Consider the following 23,903-nt stretch of genomic DNA (forward strand, 5'->3'; position numbering starts at 1 on the left):
GAACAGTGCCGCGCTGTCATCCATGCACTGGATGACGGCGTATCCATCCTGCATATGGCGTTCGCCGAGGCGCTTTCCAGGGCCCCTGTTCACTCTTTCGGGCGACAGCCGGAATACCTCCTTGGTGCGCTTACCGCCGTTCGGGCCGCTGGGTAGGGTGTAGCCACCTCGACCCTGTCAGGAGAGCCGCATGACAACAACAAAAAGGCGCGGAATCTTCCCTCTGCACGCACTCGCTGCGGCCACAGCCCTGGGTTGCGCCACCCAGGCCTCGGCCGTGTCATTCAACATCGGGGAGATCGAAGGGCAATTCGACTCGTCGCTGTCGGTGGGGGCCAGCTGGTCCATGCGTTCCGCCGACAAGGACTACATCGGCACCCGCAACGGCGGCCACGCCTCGTCGCAGACCTCCGACGACGGCCGGCTGAACTTCAAGAAGGGCGAAACCTTCTCGAAGATCTTCAAGGGCATCCACGATCTCGAACTCAAGTACGGCGATACCGGCGCGTTTTTCCGTGGCAAGTACTGGTACGACTTCGAGCTGAAGGACGAACACCGCCTGCTCTACGACATCGACGACCACAATCGCAAGGAGGGCGCCAAGTCCTCCGGGGCGCAGCTGCTCGATGCCTTCCTCTACCACAACTACAGCATCGGCGACCTGCCCGGCAGCGTGCGGGTCGGCAAGCAGGTGGTGAGCTGGGGCGAGAGCACGTTCATCCAGAACTCGATCAACAGCATCAACCCGATGGACGTCGCCGCGTTCCGCCGGCCCGGCGCGGAGATCAAGGAAGGCCTGATCCCGGTGAACATGCTCTACCTGTCCCAGGGCATCAGCGACGCGCTGACCGTCGAAGGCTTCTACCAGTTGGAGTGGGACCAGACGGTGATCGACAACTGCGGCACCTTCTTCTCTACCACCGACGTGGTCGCCGATGGCTGCGAGCGGATGGTCTACGCCGGCAGCGACTTCGACCCGAACCCGGCCAACGGCTACCGCTACCTGCCGCGCGCCGGCGATCGCGATGCCCGCGACAGCGGCCAGTGGGGCCTGGCCCTGCGCTGGTACGCGGCGGAGCTGAACGACACCGAGTTCGGCCTGTACGCGATGAACTACCACAGTCGCAACCCGTACTACAGTGTGATCGCCGGCAACGGCCTGGCCACCTCCGACCCGGTCACCGGGCGCTCCACCGGCTATTACTTCATCGACTATCCCGAGGACATCCGCCTCTACGGCCTGAGCTTCCAGACCAACATCGGCAGCACCTCGGTGGCCGGCGAGCTGAGCTACCGGCCGAACATGCCGCTACAAATCAACAGCACCGACATGTCGATCGCCGCGATCTACCCGACCACCCTGTTCGGCAACCCGATCTACGACAGCGGCTTCGCCACCCCGCGCGCCGGCGAGGTGATCAACGGCTACGTGCGCAAGCCGGTGACCCAGGCACAGGTGACCGTCACCCAGTTCTTCGACCGGGTACTGGCGGCCGACCGCCTGACCGTGGTCGGCGAAGTCGGCTACAACCACCTCAGCGGGGTCGACGGCGACGATCTGCGCTACGGCCGCGACGCCATCTACGGCATCGGCGAACTGCCGAACAACGCCTTGTGCACCGGCGCGCTCAACGTGGCCAACCCGCAGGAGTGCAACAGCCACGGCTTCTACACCCGCAACTCGTGGGGCTATCGCCTGCGCGGGATCCTCGAATATCCCAACGTGTTCGCCGGGGTCAACCTGAAGCCGAACCTGGCCTGGTCGCACGACGTCGAGGGCTACGGGCCGAACTTCAGCGAGGGCGCCAAGGCCGTCAGCGTCGGCCTCGATGCCGACTACCAGAACACCTATACCGCCAGCATCAGCTACACCGACTTCTTCGGCGGCAACTACAACCCGATCAACGACCGCGACTTCCTCGCGGTGAGCTTCGGGGTGAACTTCTGAGGTCCGCCGCCCCTCGGGGCGGCCGCTTTCGCGGATACGAACAAGGATAACGACGCATGAAAACAGCACGACTCCTGTCCTCCGGGGCGCTGGCCCTCAGCCTGCTGGCCGGTTCGGTAACGGCGGCGGTTTCGCCCGACGAGGCCGCCAAGCTCGGCAGCAGCCTGACCCCCATCGGCGCGCAGAAGGAAGGCAACGCCGACGGCAGCATCCCGGCCTGGACCGGCGGCCTCGCGGCCAGCGCCGGCAAGGTCGATGGCAAGGGCTTCCTTTCCGATCCCTTTGCCGACGAGAAGCCGCTGTTCACCATCACCGCGCAGAACGTCGAGCAATACAAGGACAAGCTCTCCGACGGCCAGTTGGCGATGTTCAAGCGCTACCCGGAAACCTACCGGATCCCGGTGTACAAGACCCATCGCACGGTGGCCCTGCCGGCCGAGATCGACGAGGCGGTCAAGCAGAGCGCGCTGAACGTGCAGCCGATCAACGACGGCAACGGCCTGTCGAATTTCGAGAAGAGCCGCTACTACGCCTTCCCGATTCCGAAGAACGGCGTCGAAGTGCTCTGGAACCACATCACCCGCTACCGCGGCGGCAACCTCAAGCGCACCATCGTCCAGGCCACCCCGCAGACCAACGGCAGCTTCACGCCGATCCGCTTCGAGGAGTCGGTGGCATTCCCGCAGAACATGCCCGACCTCGACCAGAGCAAGGCGGCCAACATCCTCACCTTCTTCAAGCAGCAGGTGACCGCGCCGGCGCGCCTGGCGGGCAACGTGCTGCTGGTCCACGAGACCCTCGACCAGGTCAAGGAGCCGCGCCTGGCCTGGGTCTACAACGCCGGCCAGCGCCGCGTGCGGCGCGCCCCGCAGGTGGCCTACGATGGCCCGGGCACCGCCGCCGACGGCCTGCGCACCTCGGATAACTTCGACATGTTCTCCGGCGCCCCGGACCGCTACGACTGGAAGCTGGTCGGCAAGCGCGAGATGTACATCCCCTACAACGCCTACAAGCTCAACGACCCGACCCTGAAGTACAGCGACATCATCAAGGCCGGGCACATCAACCAGGACCTGACCCGCTACGAGCTGCACCGGGTGTGGGAAGTGGTCGGCACGGTGAAGCCGGGCGAGCGGCACATCTACGCCAAGCGCCACATGTACATCGACGAGGACAGCTGGCAGATCGCCCTGGTCGACCACTACGACGGTCGCGGCCAGCTCTGGCGGGTCGGCGAGGGCCACGCGCAGTACCACTACGACCAGAAGGTCGCCGGCTACACCCTGGAGGCGCTCTACGACGTGATCGCCGGTCGCTACCTGGCGCTGGGCATGAACAACGAGGAGAAGCGCGGCTACGAGTTCGGCTTCAAGGCCTCGTCCGCCGACTACACGCCGGCCGCCCTGCGCAACGCCGGGGTACGCTGAGTCCCGGCCAGTCGCGACGAGCGTGGCGGCTTGTGCCGACGCGCTCGTTCGTTATGACGGCCCATCACCCGGCGCAATCATCGTTCAGCAGCGGGGCAGGCGCGGTCTAGGCTCCCGGCAAGGCGCTTCGACAGAACAAGAGCACTGCCATGACCGAGCCGACCGAGCTGCCCGCCGCCTTGCCGCGGCTGCCGCCGCAGCACCTGCCGCGGCCCCGTTTGCACCAGCCGCTGCTGCGCGGCGAATGCCGCCTGCGACTGCTCTGCGCGCCCGCCGGCAGCGGCAAGACCGTCCTCCTCGGAGAATGCGCGCGGCGGGCGCCGCCTGGCGTGCAGGTGGTCTGGCTGGCGCTGGGCGGGGAAGCGCTGGACCCCGCGACCTTCCGCCGCCGCCTGGCCGGCGCCCTCGGCTTGCCCGAGGACAGCGACGAAGCGCAGCTGTGCCGGCGGCTGCGTAACGCTTCCGCGCTGTGGCTGCTGCTCGACGATTACCCACGGCACCCCGACCCCGCCCTCGACGCCTGCCTCGATCGCCTGTTGAGCGCGGCCTCGCCACGGGTGGGCTGGTGGCTGGCGAGCCGGCGGCGGCCGCAGTGCAACCTGGCGCGGTTGCTGCTGGAAGGGGAGTTGCTGGAGGTCGACGGCGGCCTGCTGGCGTTCGATGCCGACGAGGTCGCCGAACTGCTCCGCCTGCACGGGCGCAGCGCCGATGCCGCTACGGCCGGGGCACTGCTGGAACGCAGCGGCGGTTGGTGCGCCGCGTTGCGCTTGCGCCTGCTGGTCGGCGAAGAGACGGCCGGACCGTTGTTGCAGGAATACCTCCAGCACGAGTTGCTCGACGAGCTGCCGCCGCCGCTGGCCGACGCCGCACGTGCCCTGGCCTGGCTGCCGCAAGTCGGTCCGGAGCTGTTCCGCCGGCTGTTCGAGGAGCTGCCCCACGGGCTGGACGACCTGTTGGCGCGGGGCTTCCCCCTGCTGGCCGATACGAACCAGCGCTACAGCCTGCCGCCGGCGATCCGCGAGGCCTGGCGCGAAGCGCCGCAGCGCCCGCAGCGGGACTTCCACCGGGAAGCCTGCGAATGGTTCGCCGAACACGGCGAGACCCGCGAGGCGGTCGACCAGGCGCTGGCCGCCGACGAACCGGAAACCGCCGCCGGATTGTTGCAGAAGCTCACCGAGGAGCAATTGCTGCACGGCCACAACATCGGCATGGTCCTGGCCCTGCGCGACGAACTGCCGGCGGCGCTGCTGGCCAGCACGCCGCGCCTGGTGATCCTGAATGCCTGGACGCTGCTCTACGCCGGACGCCTGGCCGAAGCCGAGGACTGCATCGGCCAGTTGGCGCGCTTCCTGCCGATGCCCTCGGCGTCCCGCCAGCGGGTGCTGCTGGCGCAATGGCAGGGCTTGTTCGGGATCCTCCTGCACTGCCGCGGCGAGCGCGGCGCCGCCGACTACCTGCGCGAGGCGCTGGAGCAACTGCCGGAGGACGCCTGGTCGCAGGGACTGATCTGCCGCTCGGCGCTGATGCAACTGGCGATGATCGAGGGGCGGATGGACCAGGCGCGGTTGATCGGCCGCGATGCCTTGCGCCTGGCGCGCGAGCACGACAGCCTGATCTTCGAGGCGTTGATCGAACTGGAGCGGGCGCAGTGGCTGGAGCAGCGCGGCGAACTGCTGCGCGCAGAAGGCGTCCTCGATCGCGCCCAGCGCTACCTGGAGGACCTCGGCCAGCAGGGCAGCCCGATGCTCGGCCGGATCGCCCTGCGCCGCGCGCGCCTGTGCCTGCAGCAGGGCCGCGAGGTCGAGGCCGGGCACTGGTATCGGCTGGGCCTGGAGCAGGCACGGGAGAATCTCGATCCCTGGGCGCTCTACGGCTACCTGGGACTGGCCTTGCTGGAGGCCGGGCAGGGCGACCTGGACGCGGCGTTCAACCGCCTGCTGGAGGTCGAACGGCTGATGCAGCAGCGCCATGTCCCCGATCCGCTGTATCGCGGCGCGCTGCTGCTGGTCAGCTCCGCCCTGACCCTGCAGCAGGGACGGCCGGCGCAGGCGCGGGAGATCCTGCTGCGGGTCCGCGCCTACTTCCAGCCGGGACGGGCGCGCCTGTCGCCGCCCTCCGAACCGGAGCTGGAAGCGCGGGTAGAGCACCAATTGGCACTGGCCGAACTCTACAGCGGCGAGGCAGCCGCCGCCGAAGCGCGGCTGCGCGGGCTGCTCGCCATTCTCGAGGCGCAGGGGCGGCAGACGCTGCTTTGCGAAGTGCGCATGGGTATCGCCGAGTGCCAGTTCCTCTCCGGACAATTGCCCCAGGCCCAGCAGACCCTGCGCAGCGGCCTGGAGCTGGCGGAGCGGCTAGGCCTGCAACTGCCGCAGCGGCGACTGCGGGATCGCCAGCCGCAACTGTTCGCCGCCCTGCCGGGGGAAGAAGAGGAGGGGCTCAGTCCGCTCAGTTGTCGGGAGCTGGCGGTGCTCGGCCTGATCGCCCAGGGCTGCTCCAACCAGGAGATCGGCGAGCAACTGTTCATTTCCCTGCACACGGTGAAGACCCACGCCCGGCGGATCAACGGCAAGCTCGGGGTGGCCCGTCGGACCCAGGCGGTGGCGCGGGCCAAGGCCCTCGGCCTGCTCGCCTGAGCGGCCTCAGTGCAGGGCGCGGCTGGTCGGCGGGGCGAGTTCGCCCAGGCGCTGGCCGAGGCGCAGTTGCTCGGTGGGATCGTCGCTGAGCAAGAGCGCGCGTTCCAGGTCGTAGCGTTCCGCCTGCGGGCAATCCAGTTGCCGATAGAGGCCGGCGCGGGCCTCGTGGTCGGCGGCGCCCACCGGGCCGAGTTCGATCACCCGCTGGGCATCCTTCAGCGCGGCCAGCGGCTCGCCGGCGGCGCTGTGCAGTTGTCGCAGGTTGCGCGACAGACGCTGGAGGATTTCCCCGGGAGAGGCCTGCTTCAGGTAGGCGGCTTGCAGTTCGCTCTTCGGCCCTTGCAGGCGCAGCAGCAGTTCGCGGCAGTCGGGGGTATAGAGGCGTCGCCCGGTGGCCGGGTCGAGCAGATGGTCGGCCTGCGGCACGCGCAGCAGGAAGCGTCCCGGGAAGTTCACTCCGACCAGCGGAATGTCCAGCCGCCGCGCCAGTTCCATGGCCACCAGCGCCAGCGACAACGGCTGTCCCTGGCGCCGCTGCAGCACCAGCGGGAGCAGGGCCGAGCGCGGTTGCAGGGGGAAGTCGTCGTCTTCGCAGAAACCCTGTTCGCTCATTCGCCGCAGCAACCCCTGGGCGCGCTCGCTGGCCGAGGCGCGGTCGTCCAGGCTGGCGCCGATCTGCCGGACGAGTTCGTCGAGCTCGCGCAGGGCGTGGGCGGGCGAATACGCCGGGAGGTGCTCCGCGGCGATCCACAGGGCCGCCTCGAACAGCGCTGGCGGTTCCTGGGCGAGACAATCGAGGCAGGCTTGACGCGGGTCCATGGCTTTCCTCCTGGTGCGCCTGGATCGCTGCGGACGGGCCGTTCGGAGCACGCCGGGGCCGGTTTCGAGCGGGCGGACCCCAAGGTTGTAACCGTCCGCCGAAGCTTCGTCCAGTACCCGGCTCGGCGAGCGCCGCCGCCTGGTCGTCGGCCTTGCGGGCGTTTCGCCGACGCCTGCCTATACTGAAGGTGCCGGGCGGCAACGGCCCGGCCCGGACAACAAGCAGCAAGCAGGGGAGCCCCAGCATGTTCGACATGATGGACGCGGCCCGGCTCGAGGGTCTCCACCTCGCCCAAGACCCGGCCACGGGACTCAAGGCCATTATCGCCATCCACAGCACGCGACTCGGCCCGGCGCTGGGTGGTTGTCGCTACCTGCCTTACCCCAACGACGAAGCCGCCATCGGCGACGCCATCCGCCTGGCCCAGGGCATGAGCTACAAGGCGGCCCTGGCCGGGCTGGAGCAGGGCGGCGGCAAGGCGGTGATCATCCGCCCGCCGCACCTGGACAATCGCGGCGCGCTGTTCGAGGCCTTCGGGCGCTTCATCGAAAGCCTCGGCGGACGCTACATCACTGCGGTGGACAGCGGTACCTCCAGCGCCGACATGGACTGCATCGCCCAGCAGACCCGCCACGTCACCAGCACCACCCAGGCCGGCGACCCCTCGCCGCATACCGCCCTCGGCGTGTTCGCCGGGATTCGCGCCAGCGCCCAGGCGCGCCTCGGCAGCGACGACCTGGAAGGCCTGCGGGTCGCGGTGCAGGGGCTCGGCCACGTCGGCTACGCATTGGCCGAGCAACTGGCGGCGGTCGGCGCCGAGTTGCTGGTCTGCGACCTCGATCCCGGCCGGGTGCAACTGGCCGTCGAGCAGCTCGGCGCCCATCCGCTGGCGCCGGAGGCATTGCTTTCCACCCCATGCGACATCCTCGCGCCCTGCGGGCTGGGCGGCGTGCTCACCAGCCAGAGCGTCAGCCAGTTGCGCTGCGCGGCGGTGGCCGGGGCGGCGAACAACCAGTTGGAGCGGCCGGAGGTCGCCGACGAGCTGGAGGCGCGCGGCATCCTCTATGCGCCGGACTACGTGATCAACTCCGGCGGCCTGATCTACGTCGCCCTCAAGCACCGCGGCGCCGATCCGCACAGCATCACCGCGCACCTGGCGCGGATTCCCGCGCGGCTCACCGAGATCTATGCCCATGCCCAGGCCGACCACCAGTCGCCGGCGCGGATCGCCGACCGTCTGGCGGAACGGATTCTCTACGGCCCGCAGTGACGGGCCGGCGTTTCCGGCGAGGCCGCCAGCGGGCCTCGCCAGCGGCAGTGCGGGCCACCCCCGCCGCGCCGCGCGTGCACGCCGCCACCCGCGGCGCGACCCTGAGCGGCACGCCTACCCGGCGTGCGGAGGAGGTTTGCGATGGTTCACAACCGGATCGACCCGCCTTTCACCCGCTACCTCGACAGCGACGGTCGGCCCCTCGGCGAGTTGCCCGCCTGGGCCGGCGACAGCGATGCGCTGGTCGGCCTCTACCGGCAGATGCTCCTGACCCGCCTGTTCGACCAGAAGGCGGTGGCCCTCCAGCGTACCGGGCGGATCGGCACCTATGCGCCAACCCTCGGCCAGGAAGCCATCGGCGTGGCCATCGGCAGCCAGATGCGCGCCGAGGACGTGCTGGTGCCGTATTACCGCGATACCGCCGTGCAATTGATGCGCGGCGTGCGCATGGAGGACATCCTCCTCTACTGGGGCGGCGACGAGCGCGGCAGCGACTACGCCGAACCGCTGGCGGCGCAGGACTTTCCCATTTGCGTGCCGATCGCCACCCAGGCCCTGCATGCCTGCGGGGTCGCCTCGGCGTTCCGCATCCGCGGCGAACACCGGGTGGCGGTGACCACCTGCGGCGACGGCGCCACCAGCAAGGGCGATTTCCTCGAGGCGCTGAACGTGGCGGGCGCCTGGCAGTTGCCGGTGCTCTTCGTGGTCAACAACAACCAGTGGGCGATCTCGGTGCCGCGGCGCATCCAGTGCGGCGCGCCGACCCTGGCGGAGAAAGCGGTGGGTGCCGGCTTCCCCGGCGAACAGGTGGACGGCAACGACGTGCTGGCGGTCGCCGAACGCGTCCGCGCGGCCCTGGAGCGCGCGCGCCAGGGCAAGGGGCCGACCCTGCTGGAGTGCATCAGCTATCGCCTCTGCGACCACACCACGGCCGACGACGCCAGCCGCTACCGTTCCGCCGAGGAGGTCAACCAGGCCTGGCGCGAGGAGCCGATCAAGCGCCTGCGCGCCTTCCTCGCCGGCCGCGGCCAGTGGGACGAGGAGCGCGAGCAGGCGCTGGTGGGCGAGTGCCAGGCGCGGGTGCAGGAGGCGGTGGAGCGTTTCGAGACGTTCGCCGCGCAGGCGCCGCAGGCACTGTTCGAGCATGTCTACGCGCGCTGGCCGGCGGTCCTGGAGGAGCAGCGCGAGCAATTGCTGGAGCGCGCCGCGCGGCGGCAGGGAGGGGCCGAACATGAATGAGCGCAACGGCGAAGCGAAACGCCTGGCCCTTCTGGAGGCGGTCAACCTGGCGTTGCACCGGGCCATGGCCGAGGACGAGACGGTGGTGGTGCTGGGCGAAGACGTCGGGGTCAACGGCGGGGTGTTTCGCGCCACCCTCGGCCTGCGCGAGCGCTTCGGCTTCAAGCGGGTGCTGGATACGCCGCTGGCGGAGAACATGATCGCCGGACTGTCCATCGGCATGGCCGCCCAGGGCCTGAAGCCGGTGATGGAGATCCAGTTCATGGGCTTCATCTACGCCGCCATGGAGCAACTGGTGTCCCATGCCAGCCGCCTGCGCAATCGCACCCGCGGCCGCCTGGCCTGCCCGTTGGTGCTGCGCACGCCGATGGGCGCGGGGATCCGCGCGCCGGAGCACCACAGCGAGGCGACCGAGGCGATGTTCGCGCACATCCCCGGCGTCCGCGTGCTGGTGCCGTCGTCGCCGGCGCGGGCCTACGGCCTGCTCCTGGCGGCGATCGACGATCCCGATCCGGTGATCTTCCTCGAGCCGACCCGGCTCTACCGGATGAACCCGCAGCCGCTGGCGGACGACGCCCGGCGCCTGCCGCTGGACAGTTGCTTCACCCTTCGCGAAGGCGGCGACCTGACCCTGGTCAGCTGGGGCGCCAGCGTCCACGAGACCCAGCAGGCCGCCGAGCGCCTGGCGCAGCGCGGCATCGAGGCCGAAGTGATCGACGTCGCCTGCCTCAAGCCGCTCGACCTCGACACCCTCGAAGCCTCGGTGCGCAAGACCGGTCGCTGCGTGATCGTCCATGAGGCGCCGAAGAGTGGCGGCCTCGGCGGGGAAATCGCCGCGAGCCTCTACGAGCGTGTCCTGTTCGACCTGCGGGCGCCGATCCAGCGGGTCGCCGCGGCCGATATCCCGCCGCCGCTGTACCGCCTGGAAGCGCTGTACATGCCCGCCGTGGAGGACATCCTGGCGGCCTGCGACACCGTGCTCGGCTACGCCTGAGCCAAGGGGAGACGACCATGAAGCACTTCAAGCTGCCCGACCTGGGCGAGGGCCTGCAGGAAGCGGAAATCGTCGAATGGCACGTCAAGGCCGGCGACAGCGTGCGCGCCGACCAGCGCCTGGTCTCGGTGGAAACCGCCAAGGCGCTGGTGGACATCCCTGCGCCCTACGATGGGGTGGTGGGCAAGCTGTTCGGCGCCGAGGGCGACATCCTCCACGTCGGCGAACCGCTGGTGGGCTTCGAGGGCGAGGAGGCGGACGCCGGTACCGTGGTGGGGCGCCTGGAGGGCGGCGGTAGCGCCCTGGAAGACCGTTTCTTCATCGGCGCCGCACCGTCCACCCGCGAACACCTGGCACCGCGCGCGACCCCGGCGGTGCGCCAGTTCGCCCGCCAGCAGGGCGTCGAACTGGCCGGCCTGAGCGGCTCCGGCCCGGATGGCCTGATCACCCGCGCCGACGTCGACGCCGCCGCCCAGGGCGCCCGCGAACGCTTCGGCGGCGAGCGCTTGCGCGGGGTACGGCGGAGCATGGCGCTGAACATGGCGCGCTCGCATGCCGAGGTGGTGCCGGTGACGATCTACGGCGACGCCGACCTGCATCGCTGGAAGACCGCACGCGACCCGTTGATCCGCCTGGCCCAGGCGCTGGCCGAGGCCTGTCGCGCCGAGCCGACCCTCAACGCCTGGTTCGATGGCGCCTCGTTGTCGCTGAAACTGCATGAGCGGCTCGACCTGGGGATCGCCGTGGACACCCCGGACGGCCTGTTCGTGCCGGTGCTGCGCGACGTCGGTGCGCGTTCGGCGGAGGACCTGCGCGCCGGTATGCGGCGCCTGCGCGAAGACGTCCAGGCACGCTCGATCCCGCCGGCGGAAATGCTCGGCGCGACCCTGACCCTATCCAACTTCGGCACCCTGTTCGGCCGCTACGCCAACCCCGTGGTGGTGCCGCCGCAGGTGGCCATCCTCGGCGCCGGCGGCATCCGCGACGAAGTAGTGGCCTGGCGCGGCGAGATGGCGATCCACCCGATCCTGCCGCTCTCGCTGAGCTTCGATCACCGCGCGGCCACCGGTGGCGAGGCGGCGCGTTTCCTCAAGGTACTGGTGAACGCCCTGGAGCAGCCCGACGGCTGATCAGCGCCGGCGCTCCAGCCACCATGCCAGCAGCGCGCCGAGGGCATAGGCGAGCAGGTCGAAGCCGTCGGCGGTGCTACCGAGAACGATGCGCAGCACGGGGCTGGAGAATTGCCAATGCAGTTGCGCCGCCAGGTACTGGCCCAGTTCCAGCAGCGCGCCGACGGCAAAGGCGGCGGATGCCAGCCAGGCGGCCGGCGCCCTGAGCGCGCTGCCCATCAGGTAGTAGAGCCAGACCACCGCCAGCAGGTCGCCGCCGAAGCTGCGTATCCAGCCCCAATGCCGGCCCAGGGTGGCGAGCAGGACCAGCAGGCCGAACAGCAGCATTGCCAGCAGCAGGCTGCGCCGGTCCAGGCGCCAGCGTCGGGAGCGGACGGGGGAGGCGGGGAGAGCGGGCATGGGGCCTTCCTGGTCGATGGGGGGCGGACAAGCGCCGCGCGGACTCAGCGGCGTCGCAGGCTGGCGAGCAGTTGTTCGACGAAGGCGTCGCTGCCGGAGCTGTCGAGGTAGTGCACCTGGGGACCGTCGAGCAGGTAGAGCGCGTGGTAGGGCTTGCCGGCCTGGCTGCCGCGCAGGCGATAGACCTCGGTGCCGGCCACGCGGTAGCGGCTGACGCTGGCGCGCCGGTCGCACAGACCGAGGGCCTGGCGCTGCGCCTGGAGACGCTCGCGCTCGGCGTCGGGCAGGCCGTCCAGCGGCAGGGCTCCGAAGAGCAGGCGAACCTGTCGCGGAAGGTCGAGCCGTTCGCCCTCGTCCGCGCCCATCTCGTTGCCTTCGAGCAGGCGGTGGGCGAGGTAATGACCCTCGGCGTAGCGGGCGATCAGCAGGTCGCCGCTGTGCAGCAGAGTGGCGGGGGCCCGTTGCAGGTCGAGTTGCAGCCTGCCGGCGCCGCCCAGGGCCAGGACCTGCGCGGCGCCGGCAGAGGCTGCCGGTGTCTCGGCGTCCGTGGCCCGGAACGGGCAGGCGAGGGCAGGGGCACCGGCGAGGCCGAGGAGGATGCACAGCAGGCCGGCAAGTTGTCGCGGCATGTTTCGGCTCCTTGCGCTTTGCTTGCAGCGGCGGCTCATTCGTCCGCGGCGTTTTCCTCGAACAGTTCGTTGAGGGCGTCCGGCTGGTTCTTGAAGGCGCGGGCGAAGGCGTCGCGGTTCTTCGCCATGAAGATGCCGAGTTCTTCCACCTGTTCTTCCTTCAGCGACGGCACCGCCTTCTGCAGCACCTCGGCCAGCGTTTCCGCCAGCTCCAGCATCTTGTCGTAACGATCGGCTTCAGCCTTGTCCATGAACAAACGCTCCTGATCCCGGCTGCTGCGGTACACCACTTCGACGGCCATTCATCACCTCTGTGCCTTCTGAGTCGCAAGGTTGCTTTGACTGGTTATCCATCCAGTATATGGCGTCTTGCCGTCCGTGGATAGCGCCAGGATTGCCGGCGCATTGCCGGGGCGGTCGTCGTCTGACAGAAATGTCACGCCGGGCTCATGAGCCTGACAGTCTCCGCAGCGTAGTTTCAGGCTGAACGTTCTACCAAGGAGACATCCTCATGAGAGTGATCCCGTTGGCACTTGTCGCGCTGCTCGGCCTGGCGCCGCTGGCCCAGGCGCAGCAGCAGCCCTACGGACCCAACCCGGACTCGAAATCGCTCCGCCAGCACTACGTGGAAGGGCGCCTGGACATCGCCCGGGTGATCTACAAGACCGACCTGTGGAGCGCCTGTGGGATCGTCCCGGCGCGCCTGGTCTACGAGGACTCGCAGGGCGAGCGGCATACCGTCGAGTACAAGGCCTGGGGCAGCGGCTGCAGCGGCAATTGAGCGAACCCGGTGCGGCACGGGCCGCGCCGGGTTTTCCTCGGCTCCCGCGCTTCTGCTAAGGTTGCGCGCCTGCCGCCCGTTGCGCGGCGCATACCTTCCGCCCCGCAAGGATGCCCGGCATGCAAGACCTCGGTTTCGCCCTCCTGCTCATCGGCTACGTCTGGTCCGTGGCCAGCGGCGGCCGCCGTTCGATCCCCTGCGCATTGCTCTGCCTGCTGCTGTTTCCGCTGGCGCAACTGGCCTTCGCCATCAACGACGCGCCGATGCGCCCGCCGCTGGCGCTGGCGGCCCTTGGCGCGGGCCTGGCCTACCTCGGCGGCGGCTCGGTGTTCGGCTGAGCCCCGGTATCTCACAAGAATACGATTGAAAATCATTATCATAAAAAATATGCTGCTGCCCTTCTGAAAGGACGTGGGTGGATGCGCCGTTGGCGGAGCAGGATCTCAAGGCACTGTTTCTCAGGCATGCCCGGCAGTTGCAGTCGTATCTGTTGCGCAAGACCCGCGATCCGCACCTGGCGGCGGACCTTGCGCAGGAGAGCTTCCTGCGCCTGGCCGAGCAGCGGCACAAGGAGCCGATCGAGCATGTCGACGCCTATCTCTACCGCACCGCGCACAACCTCACCATCGACCATTACCGGCAGGAACGGCGGCGCCGCACCGAGACCCGGCCCAACGACGACCTCGCCGGGTTCGTCGCCGACCAGCCCGGCCCCGAGGAGTCCGCGGTGGATGCCGATGCGCTTGCCCGCCTGCGCGAGATAGTCGCCGAACTGCCGCCGCGCACCCGTGAGATCTTCCGTCTCAACCGTCTGGAGGGGCTGACCCATGCCGAGGTGGCGAGACGCCTGGAAATCTCCGATAGCTCGGTGCAGAAGCACCTGGCCCGCGCCCTGGCCCATGTGATGCAGGCACTCGAGGATTCCCGCTGAATGGATTACCGAGTCTTGCCGGTTCGCGCGTCTGAACCTCTATAACGACCAACGAGAGCCGCACGTGAACAGCCCCCAGGAACAACAGCAGATCCGCCAGCAGGCCGCCGAATGGGCGATCCGCCTGGACGGCGGCGACCTCGACCGGTCCCGGCGCGAAGCGCTGGACGGCTGGCTGGCGGCTGACCCCCGGCACCCGGCCGCGCTGGCGCTGGCGCAACGGACCTGGAAACAGCTGGGATCGCTGGCCGAACCGCGGACGATGGTTCAGACGCCGGTTGCCAGCGCGCCGCGCCGCGCCGGGGGGCGGCGCAAGGGCTGGCGCGGCTGGGCCGCGGCGGCGGCGGTGCTGCTGGCCCTGGGCAGCGCCTGGAGCGAACGCGACGCCGGCGTGACCTGGCTGGCCGACCACTCTACCGGCAAGGGCGAGGTACGCATCCTGCGGCTGGTGGATGGCAGCGAGGTCGAGCTGGACGCACAGAGTGCCATCGATGTCGCCTACGACAGCCGCGAGCGACGGGTGCGCCTGCTCGAAGGCAGCGCGATCTTCCGCGCCGCCCCCCGCGCGGGGCGGGAGACACGGCCCTTCGTGGTGGAAAGCGCCGGCGGCAGCACTCGCGCGCTGGGTACTCGGTTCCTGGTCAGCCGCAACGACGACGGCAGCGTCCAGGTCGGGGTGCTCGAACACCGCGTCGCGGTGGCCCTGGCGCATCCGCGCACGGGGACCGTCGGGCGCCGCGAGCTGGGCGAGGGCGAGAGCCTGCGCTACAGCGCGGAGGGCGGCGTCGAGGCGCCGCTGGGCGGTCGCCTCGACGACCTGACCAGTTGGCGGCGCGGCCTGCTGGTCTTCGACGAGCAGCCGCTGGGCGAGGTGGTGGCGCGGCTCAATCGCTACCGGCCGGGGCATTTGCTGGTGGCTCCCGGTGCGTTGGCGCAGCGGCGGGTCAGCGGCGTATTCCGGGTCGCCGACCTGGAGGCCTCGTTGCAGTCGATCAGCGATGAGCTGGGAGTGCGCAGCCTGGGCCTGGCGGGAGTGACGCTGCTGTACTGAGCGGCGCGATCGCTTCCGAGAGCCTCGACCACGGGCCGGGCAGTCGCCCCGCGCGCTTGTTCCGGCAGGGGCCGGGAAGCGCATTTTCGAGCCGTGGATCCCGCCGGCGAAAAATTTTCTCGATTTCCGTTACTGACTTTCCCTGCCTCCATCGTTCTCTTAACGAGACTGATTCTTATTACACAAAACGATGGAGTGTAGGCGCTGTCATGAAACATCGTGGATGGAGTGCCGTGCGAGGCGGTCGCAAGGGGGCGCAACTGGCCCTGGGGCTGGGCCTGGTCCTGCTGGGAACGGCCGCGCTACCGCTGCATGCGCAAGACGGGGCGGACTCGGCGAGCCAGCAGCAGACCGCGCTGCGCCGGGTCCGGCTGGACATCCCGGCACAACCGCTGAACCGCGCCCTGCTGCGATTCGCCGAGCAGGCCGGGGTCCAGGTGTTCTTCGACAGCCAGCGTTTCGCCGGTCTCGGCAGCGCGGCGGTGCACGGCGAATACGTGCTGGCCGACGGCCTGAGCCAGATGCTCCAGGGCAGCCCGGTGGAATACCGCTTCTCCGGCAAGGACCAATTGAGCCTGATCCGCGTCAGCCAGGACGACCTGGTGCAGATGTCGCCCTCGGTGATCTCCGCCGCGCGTCCGGACGACTGGGTCTACCAGACGCCGCATTCGGTCAGCGTGATCGGCCGCGAGCAGATCGAGCGCAACCCGCCGCGGCATGCCGCCGACATGCTCGAGGAAACCCCCGGGGTGTACTCCTCGGTGAGCCAGCAGGACCCCGGCCTGTCGGTGAACATCCGTGGCATCCAGGACTACGGGCGGGTCAACATGTCGGTCGACGGCATGCGCCAGAACTACCAGCAGAGCGGCCACCAGCAGCGCAACGGGACGCTCTACGTCGATCCCGAGCTGCTCAGCGAGGTGGTCATCGACAAGGGCGCCAGCTCGGCCATGGGCGGCGCCGGGGTGATCGGCGGGATCGCCAACTTCCGCACCCTGGAGGCCCGCGACCTGGTCAGGCCGGGCAAGCAGGTCGGTGGCCGGGTGCGCCTCACCAGCGGCCTGGGCGGCGACGCCAATGGCACCCACTTCATCGGCAGCGCGGCCTTCGCCATCGGCACCGAGGTCTGGGACATGCTGGTCGCCGCCAGCGAGCGCCACCTGGGCGACTACGACCCGGGGACCAAGGGCAGCATTGGCGAGCTGCGCACCGGCGCCTGGTTCAATCCCGAGGCCGGGCAGCGGGTCAAGCATTCGCCGGTGGCCTACTCCGGCTATGTGATGCGCTCGCGACTGGCCAAGCTTGGCGTCGCCCTGCCGCAGGACCAGCGCCTGCAGTTCAGCTACCTGACCACCCAGGTGTCCTACGACGACGCCAACATGCTCAACACCGAGAACCAGGCGCTCTGGGAAAAGCTCGGCAGCAGCGACGTGCGTGCGCAGAACTTCGCCATCGACTACGGCTACGCGCCGGACAACCCGTTGGTGGACTTCAAGGCCAAGCTCTACTACGTCGACAACCGCAACCGCCAGCAGACCCTGCAACGCGGTATCACCCCCGGCTACTCGATCACCTACCAGACCGACACCTACGGCGCGCAGGCGCAGAACACCTCGACCTTCGCTCTCGACGATCTCTCCACGCTGCGCGCCAACTATGGCCTGGAGTTCTTCTACGACAAGGTGCGGCCGGACTCCAGCCAGCCGCGGGCGAGCACCTCGGCGGTCGGCTTCCCTGCGGCCGAAGGCATGACCCCCAAGGGCGACCGCGCCCTCGGTAGCCTGTTCGCCCGTCTCGACTACGACTACGACGACTGGCTCAACCTCAACGCCGGGCTGCGTTACGACCGCTACCGCCTGCGCGGCGACACCGGCTTCAACGCGCGCACCTTCATCCTTGGCACCACCCGGCAGACCGACATGCCGCTGCAATACGCCGTCGACCGCGAGGAGGGGCGCTTCTCGCCGACCTTCGGCCTGTCGGTCAAGCCCGGTGTCGACTGGTTGCAGCTGTTCGCCACCTACGGCAAGGGCTGGCGCCCGCCGGCAGTGACCGAGAGCCTGATCACCGGCCGCCCCCACGGCGGCGGCGCGGAAAACATGTACCCCAACCCGTTCCTCAGTCCGGAGCGCTCGAAGGCCTGGGAAGTCGGCTTCAACGTGCTGAAGGAGAACCTCTGGTTCAGCGACGACCGCCTGGGCCTGAAGGTCGCCTACTTCGACACCCGGGTCGACGACTTCATCTTCATGGGCATGGGCATGCAGCCGCCGGGCTACGGCATGGCCGGGATCGGCAACAGCGCCTACGTCAACAACCTCGACAGCACGCGCTTCCGTGGCGTCGAGTACCAGCTCGACTACGATGCCGGGCTGGCCTACGGGCAGCTCTCCTACACGCACATGATCGGCAGCAACGACTTCTGTTCGAAGACCGCCTGGCTCGGTGGCGTCACCCAGACGGTGAAGGGCAGCGGTCGCCGCCCGCCGGTGATCGACATGCGGCCGGACGAGCAGGCCAACGCCGCCACCCATTGCAGCGCGGTGCTCGGCTCCGCCGAACACATGCCGATGGATCGCGGCTCGCTGACCCTGGGCATGCGCTTCTTCGACCGCAGGCTGGACGTCGGCGCCCGTGCCCGCTACAGCGAAGGCTACTCGGTGGCTGGCGGCGCCACGGTGTCGCAGGCCGGCGTGTACCCGGCGGACTGGAAGGAATACACCGTCTACGACCTGTACGGCAGCTACCGGGTGAGCGATGAACTGACCCTGCGCCTGGCCATGGAGAACGTCACCGACCGCGCCTACCTGGTGCCGCTGGGCGACGTGCTGGCCTTCACCCTCGGTCGCGGGCGGACCCTGCAAGGCACCCTCGAATACCAGTTCTGACCCCCGTTTTGCCCAGTGAAGGGCAAAACCGGAGCGGGCATCCGTGCGCTCCGGCATTCACCACTCGTTGAATTGGAGTTTTGGCATGAGCATTTCGATTTCCTACAGCACCACCTACAGCGGCTGGACCGTAGCGGATTACCTGGCGGACTGGTCGGCCTACTTCGGCGACGTCAACCATCGTCCGGGCCAGGTGGTGGACGGCAGCAATACCGGCGGCTTCAACCCCGGTCCGTTCGACGGCAGCCAGTACGCGCTGAAGAGCACCGCCAGCGACGCGGCCTTCATCGCCGGCGGCGACCTCCACTACACCCTGTTCAGCAACCCCAGCCACACCCTGTGGGGCAAGCTGGACAGCATCGCCCTCGGCGACACCCTGACCGGCGGCGCCTCCAGCGGTGGCTATGCCCTGGACAGCCAGGAGGTGAGCTTCAGCAACCTGGGCCTGGATTCGCCGATCGCCCAGGGCCGCGACGGCACCGTGCACAAGGTGGTCTACGGCCTGATGAGCGGTGACAGCAGCGCCCTGCAGGGGCAGATCGACGCGCTGCTGAAAGCGGTCGACCCGAGCCTGTCGATCAACTCCACCTTCGACCAGTTGGCCGCGGCCGGCGTCGCCCATGCCACCCCGGCTGCGGCAGCGGCGGAAATCGGCGTGGTCGGCGTGCAGGAACTGCCGCACGACCTGGCCCTGGCGGCCTGAGCAACTGTCCACGATAGCGTTCGTGGACTGCTTGCGCTAAAGGCCGGAGAGGAGTTGGCGCTCCTCTCCGGCGCACGAACCGCCGTCGCTGCGCCTCGCACCCGTGGCGACGGCGGCCCCCGGATTGTTCCTCCGCCGGCCGTGCCCGGCAAGCGGAGACTGCCGCAATGTCCTCCGGGCCCGCTCGCGGCCCGGACACCCACAGGACCCGACTCCGATGAAGCTCCGGCCGGCCTCGCCGCGCAATGAAATCCTCGCCACCCTCGGCCGCTTCCGCCCGGCGCTGCGCAGCGTCGCGCTGTTCACCGCGGTGATCAACCTGCTGATGCTGGCGCCGTCGCTGTACATGCTGCAGGTCTACGACCGGGTGCTCGGCTCCGGCAACCACATGACCCTGCTGATGCTGACCCTCATGGTGCTCGGCCTCTACCTGCTGCTCGGCGCCCTGGAGTGGGTGCGCAGCCTGGTGGTGATCCGCCTCGGCGGCCAGCTCGACATGCAACTCAACCAGCGCATCTACGACGCCTCGTTCCGCGCCAGCCTGGAGCGCGGCGAGCAGGCCGTCGGGCAGGCGCTGAACGACCTGACCAGCCTGCGCCAGTTCCTCACCGGCAACGCCCTGTTCGCCTTCTTCGACGCGCCCTGGTTCCCGCTCTACCTGCTGGTGATCTTCCTCTTCAGTCCCTGGCTCGGCCTGCTCGCCCTGGTTGGGGCGCTGCTGCTGGTGCTGCTCGCCTGGGTCAACGAAAGCCGCTCGCGCGAACCGCTGGCCGAGGCCGGGCAACTGTCGATCCTCGCCACCCAGCAGGCCTCGGCCAACCTGCGCCAGGCGGAAACCCTGGCGGCAATGGGCATGTTGCCGGCCATGCGCGCGCGCTGGTTCGCCCAGCACCAGGCCTTCCTTGCCCGGCAGAACCTCGGCAGCGAGCGCAGCGCGGCGATCGGCGCGACCTCCAAGGGCGTGCGCCTGGCCCTGCAGTCGCTGGTGCTCGGCCTCGGCGCCTGGCTGGCGGTGGAAGGCCTGATCACCCCGGGGATGATGATCGCCGGCTCGATCCTGATGGGCCGCGTGCTCAGCCCCATCGACCAGTTGATCGCGGTCTGGCGCCAGTGGAGCGGCGCGCGGCAGGCCTACCAGCGACTGGCGCGGCTGCTCGAGGAGAATCCGCCGGCCGCCCTGGGCATGCCGCTACCGGCGCCGCGCGGCGCGTTGCGCGTCGAGCGGCTCTGCGCGGCCGCGCCGGGACGCGAGCAGGCATTGTTGCAGGACCTCGGTTTCGCCCTGGAGCCTGGCGAAGCGCTCGGCGTGATCGGGCCGTCCGGTTCCGGCAAGTCGACCCTGGCGCGCTTGCTGGTGGGCGCCTGGCAGCCGCTGTCCGGCGCGGTGCGCCTGGACGGCGCCGACCTGCGGCAGTGGAGCGCGGCGGCACTGGGGCCGCACATCGGCTACCTGGCCCAGGACGTGCAACTGTTCGCCGGCAGCATCGCCGAGAACATCGCGCGCTTCGCCGAGGTGGATGCCGAGAAGGTGGTGGCGGCAGCGCGCCTGGCCGGCGTGCACGACCTGGTGCTGCGCCTGCCGCAGGGCTACGACACGCGCCTTGGCGACGGCGGCGCCGGTCTCTCCGGCGGCCAGCGCCAGCGCATCGGCCTGGCCCGCGCGCTGTACGGGCGACCGGCGCTGATCGTGCTCGACGAACCCAATGCCAGTCTCGACGAGGCGGGTGAGGCGGCCCTGGCCGAGGCCATCGCGGCGATGCGCCGGCAGGGCAGCAGCCTGGTGCTGGTCACCCACAAGCCGGCAGTGCTGGCGCTGACCGACAAGCTGTTGTTGCTGCATGGCGGGCGCCTGCAGCGTTTCGGCGCGACCGCCGAGGTGCTCGCCAGCGCCTCGCCGCCGGCCGCTGCGGCCCCGGCCCCGGCGCCGACACGGCCGACGCCGGCGTTCGGTTTCGGCTACCGGCCGGGACCGGGCATGCCGGTCGGCGGTGTGCCGGGAGGAGCGGCGCGATGAGCGGGCAGGCGCGGTTGCGCGAAGTCGGCGCCGGCGGCGCGGCGCTGGAACTGGACGAGAAGCGCTTTTCCCGGCTCGGCTGGGGGCTGGTGCTGCTCGGCTTCGTCGGCTTTCTCCTGTGGGCCGGGTTGGCCCCGCTGGACAAGGGCGTCGGGGTCTCCGGCACGGTGATGGTGGCCGGTAGTCGCAAGGCCGTGCAGCACCCTACCGGTGGCCTGGTCAGGCACATCCGCGTGCACGAAGGCGAGCGGGTGGAGGCAGGACAGGTGCTGCTGGAGATGGACGCTACCCAGGCCCGGGCCCAGGCCGATGGCCTGTTCGCCCAGTACCTGGCGGCGCTGGCGAGTCTGGCGCGGCTGAGCGCCGAGCGCGATGAAAAGGCGCGGATCGAGTTTCCCGCCGAGCTGCTGGCGCTGGACGACCCGCGCCTGCCGACCCTGCTGGAACAGCAGCGGCAGTTGCACGACAGCCGTCGGCGGGCGCTGCGCCTGGAACTCGATGGTCTCGCCGAGACGGTCGCCGGCAGCCAGGCGCAACTGGACGGCCTGCAAGCCGCGCTGCGCAGCAAGGAGCAGCAGCGCGCCGCCCTCGAGGAACAGTTGCGCGGCCTGCGCCAACTGGCCAGCGAGGGCTACGTGCCGCGCAACCGCCTGCTCGACAGCGAGCGCCTGCTGGCCCAGGTCAACGGCGAGATCGCCGGCGACCTCGGCAGCCTCGGCAGTACCCGCCGGCAGATCCTCGAACTGCGCCTGCGCATGGCCCAGCGGCGGGAGAAGTTCCAGGAAGAGGTGCGCGGCAGCCTGGCCGACGCCCAGGTGCGCGCCGAGGAGTTGCGCAATCGCCTGGCCAGCGCGCGCTTCGACCTGGCCAACAGCGAGGTACGGGCGCCGGTCGCCGGCCTGGTGGTCGGCCAGGAAGTGTTCACCGAGGGCGGCGTGATCGCGCCCGGCCAGCAACTGATGGAAATCCTCCCGGAGCGCCAGCCGCTGCTGGTGGACGCTCGGCTGCCGGTGGAGATGGTCGACAAGGTCCGCGTCGGCCTGCCGGTGGAGCTGATGTTCAGCGCCTTCAGCCAGAGCACTACGCCGCGGGTGGAGGGCGAAGTGACCCTGGTTTCGGCCGACCGCCTGCTGGACGAGCGCAGCGAGGCGCCGTACTACCGGGTGCGCATCCGCGTAGGGGAGGAGGGCGTACGTCGCCTGGCCGGCCTGGAGATCCGCCCGGGGATGCCGGTGGAGGCCTTCGTCCGCAGCGGCGAGCGCTCGCTGCTGAACTACCTGTTCAAGCCGCTGGCCGACCGTACCCACCTGGCGCTGGGGGAAGAATGAATCGCCTGCGAGCCTGCCTGCTGTCCTCCGCGCTGCTTTCGGCCTCTTCGGCCCAGGCGCTGGGCCTGCTGGACGCCTACCAACTGGCGGTGCGCCACGACCCGACCTTCCAGGCGGCGCTCCACGAGCGCCGCGCTGGCAGCGAAAACCGCGCCATCGGCCGTGCCGGCCTGCTGCCGAGCCTGCGCTACGACTACAACAAGGCGCGCAACGACTCCACCGTCAGCCAGGGCGACGCCCGCGTCGAGCGCGACTATCGCAGCTACGCCTCGACCCTCAGCCTGGAGCAGCCGCTGTTCGACTACGAGGCCTACGCGCGCTACCGCCAGGGCGAGGCCCAGGCGCTGTTCGCCGACGAACAGTTCCGCGGGCGCAGCCAGGAACTGGCGGTGCGCCTGTTCGCCGCCTACAGCGAAACCCTGTTCGCCCGCGAGCAGGTGGTCCTGGCCGAAGCCCAGCGGCGCGCCCTGGAAACCCAGCTGGCGTCCAACCAGCGTGCCTTCGAGGAAGGCGAGGGCACCCGCACCGACCTGCTGGAGACCCGCGCCCGGCTGAGCCTGACCCGCGCCGAGGAGATCGCCGCCAGCGATCGCGCGGCGGCGGCGCGGCGTACGCTGGAGGCGATGCTCGGGCAGGCACTGGAGGATCGCGAACTGGCCGCGCCCATCGAGCGTTTCCCGGCGTTGCGCCTGCAACCGGCGACCTTCGAGGGCTGGCGCCAGGTGGCCCTGCAACGCAGCGCCGAGCTGGGCGCCCAGCGCTATGCGCTGGAGGCGGCGGCCTACGAGGTGGAGCGCAATCGTGCCGGCCACCTGCCCAGGCTCAGCCTCTACGCCAGCAGCAGCAAGACGCACTCGGCTTCGGAAAGCACCTACGAGCAGAAATACGACACCGACAGTGTCGGCCTGCGTCTCAGCCTGCCGCTGTTCGAGGGCGGGCGGGTGTCGGCGGCGACCCGCCAGGCCGGCGACAAGTACGCCCAGGCCCAGGCCGAGCTGGATGCCCAGGTGGCCAGTGTGATCAATGACCTGCACAGCCAGTTCGACCTGACCGCCAGCAGCCTGGCCAAGGTGCGTGCCTATGAGATGGCGGTGGCGGCGGCGCGCGAACAGGTGACGGCGACGCGGCGCAGCGTCGCCGGCGGGGAGCGGGTCAATCGCGACGTGCTGGACGCCGAACAGCAGTTCTACGGCGCCCGCCGCGACCTGGCGGAAGCGCGCTACGCCTACCTCAACGCCTGGCTGCGCCTGCGCCAGCTGGCGGGGGTGCTGGAAGACCGCGACCTGGCGGTGCTGGCTGCCTATTTCGGCGCCGGCGAAGGACGCGCGCAGGTCACCGCTGCCATCAGATAGCTATCGGCCAGCGTGCCTTGCCTTGGGTCATCGCCTGCAACAGTTGCGGCGCGCTGGTGCCGTTTTCGATGGCGATGCCGAAGCGGATGCTCTCGATCATCCGCTGCAACTGTTCCAGGTCATGCAGTTGCGCCGGTCGGATCAGGCGCTTGGCGGCGACCCCGCGTTCGTTGGAGAGGGTGAGGACGATGCTGCCGTCCGGCCGCTCCAGGCTGAGGTTGACCCGGTACTCGGCCTGGAAGGCCTCGGTGAGGAGCTGGAAAGGGCTGCTGTCGGTCATGGTGGACCACCTGAATGCTGTCGTGCTGGTTGGGACTGGGTACCGCCCGGAAAGTTCTTTGTCACCGCCGGGCTGTACCCTGCGCCGAC

The 23,903-nt window shown here is 69.6% G+C and carries 21 protein-coding genes; 16 read left to right on the plus strand and 5 right to left on the minus strand.

All coding sequences use genetic code 11. The features are described from left to right. Positions 1-190 precede the first annotated feature (190 nt). The 3 genes from LJF27_RS06475 to LJF27_RS06485 all read left to right on the plus strand — a co-directional run bounded on the left by LJF27_RS06475 (position 191) and on the right by LJF27_RS06485 (position 6,008). Positions 191-1,948: a DUF1302 domain-containing protein gene (locus LJF27_RS06475; RefSeq protein WP_003102337.1), complete on the plus strand. Its 1,758-nt coding sequence runs from the start codon at positions 191-193 to the stop codon at positions 1,946-1,948. A 56-nt stretch (positions 1,949-2,004) separates the two neighbouring features. After that, positions 2,005-3,375, plus strand: coding sequence for a DUF1329 domain-containing protein (locus LJF27_RS06480; RefSeq protein WP_003114488.1), 1,371 nt, complete (start codon positions 2,005-2,007; stop codon positions 3,373-3,375). A 149-nt stretch (positions 3,376-3,524) separates the two neighbouring features. Further along, positions 3,525-6,008, plus strand: a complete 2,484-nt coding sequence (locus LJF27_RS06485) for a LuxR C-terminal-related transcriptional regulator (protein ID WP_012613810.1) — start codon at positions 3,525-3,527, stop codon at positions 6,006-6,008. A 6-nt stretch (positions 6,009-6,014) separates the two neighbouring features. Here the strand turns inward: LJF27_RS06485 and LJF27_RS06490 are convergent, their stop codons facing one another. Further along, the gene (locus tag LJF27_RS06490) at positions 6,015-6,827 is read right to left on the minus strand and encodes a SirB1 family protein (RefSeq protein WP_003106976.1); all 813 of its coding nucleotides are present in this window, start codon (positions 6,825-6,827) and stop codon (positions 6,015-6,017) included. Positions 6,828-7,072: 245 nt separating this feature from the next. Between LJF27_RS06490 and LJF27_RS06495 the strand changes: the two genes are divergently transcribed. The 4 genes from LJF27_RS06495 to LJF27_RS06510 all read left to right on the plus strand — a co-directional run bounded on the left by LJF27_RS06495 (position 7,073) and on the right by LJF27_RS06510 (position 11,461). Beyond that, positions 7,073-8,098, plus strand: coding sequence for a Leu/Phe/Val dehydrogenase (locus LJF27_RS06495; protein ID WP_003091859.1), 1,026 nt, complete (start codon positions 7,073-7,075; stop codon positions 8,096-8,098). Positions 8,099-8,239: 141 nt separating this feature from the next. Beyond that, complete coding sequence (gene pdhA / locus LJF27_RS06500) at positions 8,240-9,337, plus strand: pyruvate dehydrogenase (acetyl-transferring) E1 component subunit alpha (RefSeq protein WP_003106978.1); 1,098 nt, start codon at positions 8,240-8,242, stop codon at positions 9,335-9,337. After that, positions 9,330-10,331: an alpha-ketoacid dehydrogenase subunit beta gene (locus LJF27_RS06505; RefSeq protein ID WP_003106981.1), complete on the plus strand. Its 1,002-nt coding sequence runs from the start codon at positions 9,330-9,332 to the stop codon at positions 10,329-10,331. Before pdhA ends, LJF27_RS06505 begins: the two co-directional genes overlap by 8 nt. Before the next feature lie 17 nt (positions 10,332-10,348). Next, positions 10,349-11,461 carry a dihydrolipoamide acetyltransferase family protein gene (locus LJF27_RS06510; protein ID WP_017149248.1) on the plus strand — a complete coding sequence of 371 codons (1,113 nt, stop codon included), beginning with the start codon at positions 10,349-10,351 and terminating at the stop codon, positions 11,459-11,461. Here LJF27_RS06510 and LJF27_RS06515 read toward each other — a convergent pair whose 3' ends face one another. Genes LJF27_RS06515 through LJF27_RS06525 form a run of 3 tightly spaced genes read right to left on the minus strand, consistent with a single transcriptional unit; the run spans position 11,462 to position 12,791 of the window. Then, on the minus strand, positions 11,462-11,860 hold the full coding sequence (locus tag LJF27_RS06515) for a DUF2809 domain-containing protein (RefSeq protein WP_016852593.1): 399 nt from the start codon (positions 11,858-11,860) through the stop codon (positions 11,462-11,464). It lies immediately after the preceding gene. 44 nt (positions 11,861-11,904) lie between these two features. Next, positions 11,905-12,489: a hypothetical protein gene (locus tag LJF27_RS06520; RefSeq protein WP_023117056.1), complete on the minus strand. Its 585-nt coding sequence runs from the start codon at positions 12,487-12,489 to the stop codon at positions 11,905-11,907. Positions 12,490-12,524: 35 nt separating this feature from the next. Further along, a complete protein-coding gene (locus LJF27_RS06525) occupies positions 12,525-12,791 on the minus strand; it encodes a YebG family protein (RefSeq protein ID WP_003091854.1) in 267 nt (88 codons plus the stop codon). Between the two features lie 209 nt (positions 12,792-13,000). Here LJF27_RS06525 and LJF27_RS06530 point away from each other — a divergent pair, with 209 nt between their 5' ends. From LJF27_RS06530 to LJF27_RS06570, 9 genes are all read left to right on the plus strand, one after another. Next, positions 13,001-13,270, plus strand: coding sequence for a DUF2790 domain-containing protein (locus LJF27_RS06530; protein WP_003091850.1), 270 nt, complete (start codon positions 13,001-13,003; stop codon positions 13,268-13,270). A 119-nt stretch (positions 13,271-13,389) separates the two neighbouring features. Next, positions 13,390-13,608 (plus strand): hypothetical protein, encoded by a 219-nt coding sequence (locus tag LJF27_RS06535; protein WP_003091846.1) that lies wholly within the window; start codon positions 13,390-13,392, stop codon positions 13,606-13,608. A 77-nt stretch (positions 13,609-13,685) separates the two neighbouring features. After that, on the plus strand, positions 13,686-14,201 hold the full coding sequence (locus LJF27_RS06540; protein ID WP_003107536.1) for an RNA polymerase sigma factor: 516 nt from the start codon (positions 13,686-13,688) through the stop codon (positions 14,199-14,201). A 64-nt stretch (positions 14,202-14,265) separates the two neighbouring features. Further along, a complete protein-coding gene (locus LJF27_RS06545) occupies positions 14,266-15,252 on the plus strand; it encodes a FecR family protein (protein WP_003119597.1) in 987 nt (328 codons plus the stop codon). Between the two features lie 209 nt (positions 15,253-15,461). Continuing rightward, on the plus strand, positions 15,462-18,137 hold the full coding sequence (hasR, locus tag LJF27_RS06550; RefSeq protein WP_003119598.1) for a heme uptake receptor HasR: 2,676 nt from the start codon (positions 15,462-15,464) through the stop codon (positions 18,135-18,137). 85 nt (positions 18,138-18,222) lie between these two features. Next, the gene (hasA, locus tag LJF27_RS06555) at positions 18,223-18,840 is read left to right on the plus strand and encodes a heme acquisition protein HasA (protein ID WP_003091842.1); all 618 of its coding nucleotides are present in this window, start codon (positions 18,223-18,225) and stop codon (positions 18,838-18,840) included. 217 nt (positions 18,841-19,057) lie between these two features. After that, positions 19,058-20,854, plus strand: a complete 1,797-nt coding sequence (locus tag LJF27_RS06560; protein WP_023117055.1) for a type I secretion system permease/ATPase — start codon at positions 19,058-19,060, stop codon at positions 20,852-20,854. Continuing rightward, on the plus strand, positions 20,851-22,182 hold the full coding sequence (locus tag LJF27_RS06565) for an HlyD family type I secretion periplasmic adaptor subunit (RefSeq protein WP_003161893.1): 1,332 nt from the start codon (positions 20,851-20,853) through the stop codon (positions 22,180-22,182). The genes LJF27_RS06560 and LJF27_RS06565 overlap by 4 nt, the downstream gene beginning before the upstream one ends. Next, complete coding sequence (locus tag LJF27_RS06570) at positions 22,179-23,534, plus strand: TolC family outer membrane protein (protein ID WP_023117054.1); 1,356 nt, start codon at positions 22,179-22,181, stop codon at positions 23,532-23,534. Before LJF27_RS06565 ends, LJF27_RS06570 begins: the two co-directional genes overlap by 4 nt. Here LJF27_RS06570 and LJF27_RS06575 read toward each other — a convergent pair. Further along, positions 23,527-23,814 (minus strand): DUF3509 domain-containing protein, encoded by a 288-nt coding sequence (locus LJF27_RS06575; RefSeq protein ID WP_003091839.1) that lies wholly within the window; start codon positions 23,812-23,814, stop codon positions 23,527-23,529. The two genes, LJF27_RS06570 and LJF27_RS06575, sit on opposite strands and share 8 nt — an antisense overlap. Positions 23,815-23,903: the final 89 nt, after the last annotated feature.

Origin of the sequence: Pseudomonas sp. 203-8 (assembly GCF_020708595.1) — a bacterium.
GTDB classification, from domain to species: domain Bacteria; phylum Pseudomonadota; class Gammaproteobacteria; order Pseudomonadales; family Pseudomonadaceae; genus Pseudomonas; species Pseudomonas aeruginosa.